This is a genomic window from Desulfosarcina sp. (genome assembly GCF_041551955.1).
Classification (GTDB): domain Bacteria; phylum Desulfobacterota; class Desulfobacteria; order Desulfobacterales; family Desulfosarcinaceae; genus Desulfosarcina.
This window is the reverse complement of the sequence record NZ_JBFELV010000583.1, coordinates 1-2,420: the sequence shown is the minus strand read 5'-3', so window position 1 is coordinate 2,420 and position 2,420 is coordinate 1. Positions and strand designations below refer to the sequence as shown.

Here is a 2,420-nt window from a genome sequence, read left to right as displayed (position 1 = left end):
TTATCCATTTTTTATTCCGTATCACAGCCAGAATTCAGGGTATCGACGGCCTTTTGATAGGTTGTTGACGATCAATGCAATGATCAGCATCACACCCGCCCCCATGGCAACGGGGATGATCGCATAAAGGTAACCGAGATGATGCACGGAATCTCCTCCGATTACCGCGATCAGAGCGGTGGCGCCTCCCGGCGGGTGCAGCGTTTTGGTATAGTGCATCAGGGCTATGGACACGGATACGGCCATGGCTGCGGCAAGCCACGGCTGTCCCCCCAAATATCGATAAGCGGCCACCCCTACAATGGCCGAGAGCACATGCCCGCCGATCAAATTTCTGGGCTGGGCCAGCGGGCTGCGGATGGCGCCGTAAACCAGCACGGCCGAGGCGCCGAAGGAACCGATGATCATGATCAGTGCGCTTTGATCCAAAAGCCTGAAATGAAGCAGCCCCACAGCGACAATCCCAAGAAAGCTGCCCACCCAGGACCATAGGATTTCGACCAGGCTGACCCGGGGAGGGCTCTGGGTATGCCCTTTCATTTTATTGAAATAGTTCATCTAATCTCCCGTTTATCCAAGCATGCAAAAGGAACTCACAAGGTCCGAGCGGGTGACGATGCCCACAGGCTTCCCATCGTCTGCAACAATCGGGAGGCGGTTGATGTTTTTTTTCATCAGCAATGCCGAGATGTCGCCAATGGTAATATCCGCCGTCGCCGTGACCGCCGGCATGGCCATGATATCGCCGGCGGTCCGGTTGACCATTGGCGTGGCCAGACACCCCTTGTTTTTCAGGCAATGGGCGATCACCTGCATGAAGGCGTCGCTTTTACCGGCGCCCATTTTTCTCAAAAAATCCTTTTCCGAGATCACCCCGATGACTCTCCCGCTTCGATCGACCACCGGGGCTCCCGAGATGCCCTTTTCGGCCAGCAGCGTGGCGGTTGCGATCAGATCCTTGTCTGCGCCAATCACATGGACCGGTGACGTCATCACATCGACTGCTTTGAGCGAGTGCATCATCCTGTCTTGTGCAAGGCCATAGGCCACCCGGTAGACTTCCTTGAAATCGGCCGGAGTGATGTCGATATATCCCTGCATGGCTTTCATGGCTTTCATCACATCGGCATCGGAAATGTCGACGGGGGCACACTCTCGAATAGTCGCTGAATTCATCAGGTGCACTCCTTTGTTTTGTGGGGTTGAATGTTTAGCCCGATATATACATGCTCAGGGAACTTTAATGAATTGACTTGAATCAAGGCAGGATATTATCTTTCCGTGCATGAATACGCATACTCTTGAAGCCTGCCGATCCGTATCACCTGCAATACGGTGGACGAAAAGTGGAGGCAACACCCGAGCCGAGGCGAGCATGAACGCACCGATAAAAAATCAAGCACCTGCAGATAAAAAACCCAACTGCTGGCAAGTGATGATGTGTGGGCGGGAACCCGGCGGCAAACTAGTGTCTGAACTCGGCGTCTGCCCTGCTGCCGCTGACGCCTCATTTGACGGCATCAACAGTGGGGAGTGCGGGGGACGGATCTGTTGGGCGGTCGCCGGTACGCTCTGCGGCGGCTGCACCCAGGGGACATTCCGAGAAAAGCGCCCCTCTTGTCTGGACTGCGATTTTTACTGCATGGTACAGGAGCAGGAAGGCTTGGCGGATCGGCGAACAAAATTCCTGCAATTTCTCCAGGCCGAGGATCGAAGCCCTTTTTTCGAGAAGATGACCTATCTTCACGTCAAGGCCGGCCAGCGGTTTGTGGTCCAGGGGCAGGTGGAAGACACGGCCTACATCATCCAGCGCGGCTCATGCCTGGTTATCGTCGAAAAGGACGGCGACCTGCATCCGGTGGACCATTACGGCGAAGGCGAAATTGTCGGCGGGTTGGGAATCTTGACCGGAGAGCCCCGGCGCGCCCATGTCGAAGCCGAAACGGATATGGACCTTTGGCTGATGACCCGCAGACAATTTGACGAAATCAGCGAAAAAGACCCCGAGCTGTTGAACTTCATCACTGAACTGGTAGCCGATCGCCTGGACAGCCGCAGGCCCACTGCCTACCGGACCATCGGCAAGTATGTGGCCACGGACATCATTGGGCGGGGAGCATTCAGCATCGTCTACAAAGGGCGTCACGAGGTGCTCGGGCTTCCCGTGGTTATCAAAATGATGCGCCATGACCTTGCGCTGGTTCCTGATTTCATAGAGAATTTCAAAAACGAGGCCAAAACCATCGCGGGTTTGAATCACCCCCACATCGTTAAGGTATACGATTTTGACGAACGCTATCGAACCCTGTTCATTATCATGGAACAAGTCACCGGCTACTCCCTGAAGGAGATGATCCAACGGCTCAGACGCCTGCCTCCCATGCTGGCTGCCGATTTCGTTTACCAAATCAGTTCCGCCC

At 55.0% G+C, this 2,420-nt stretch carries 3 protein-coding genes; 1 reads left to right on the top strand and 2 read right to left on the bottom strand.

The genetic code is table 11. The features are described 5' to 3' along the window. Nucleotides 1-21 precede the first annotated feature (21 nt). On the bottom strand, nt 22-558 hold the full coding sequence (locus tag ABYV26_RS24460) for an HPP family protein (RefSeq protein ID WP_372683961.1): 537 nt from the start codon (nt 556-558) through the stop codon (nt 22-24). Between the two features lie 12 nt (nt 559-570). Next, nucleotides 571-1,176 carry a CBS domain-containing protein gene (locus ABYV26_RS24455; RefSeq protein ID WP_372683960.1) on the bottom strand — a complete coding sequence of 202 codons (606 nt, stop codon included), beginning with the start codon at nt 1,174-1,176 and terminating at the stop codon, nt 571-573. 199 nt (nt 1,177-1,375) lie between these two features. Between ABYV26_RS24455 and ABYV26_RS24450 the strand changes: the two genes are divergently transcribed. After that, on the top strand, nt 1,376-2,420 hold a 1,045-nt coding region (locus ABYV26_RS24450), incomplete at its 3' end, for a two-CW domain-containing protein (protein WP_372683959.1).

Coding starts and splice junctions, on each gene's coding strand:
- ABYV26_RS24460 (WP_372683961.1), bottom strand. CDS start 558: ATGAACTATTTCAATAAAATGAAAGGGCATACCCAGAGCCCTCCCCGG.
- ABYV26_RS24455 (WP_372683960.1), bottom strand. CDS start 1,176: ATGAATTCAGCGACTATTCGAGAGTGTGCCCCCGTCGACATTTCCGAT.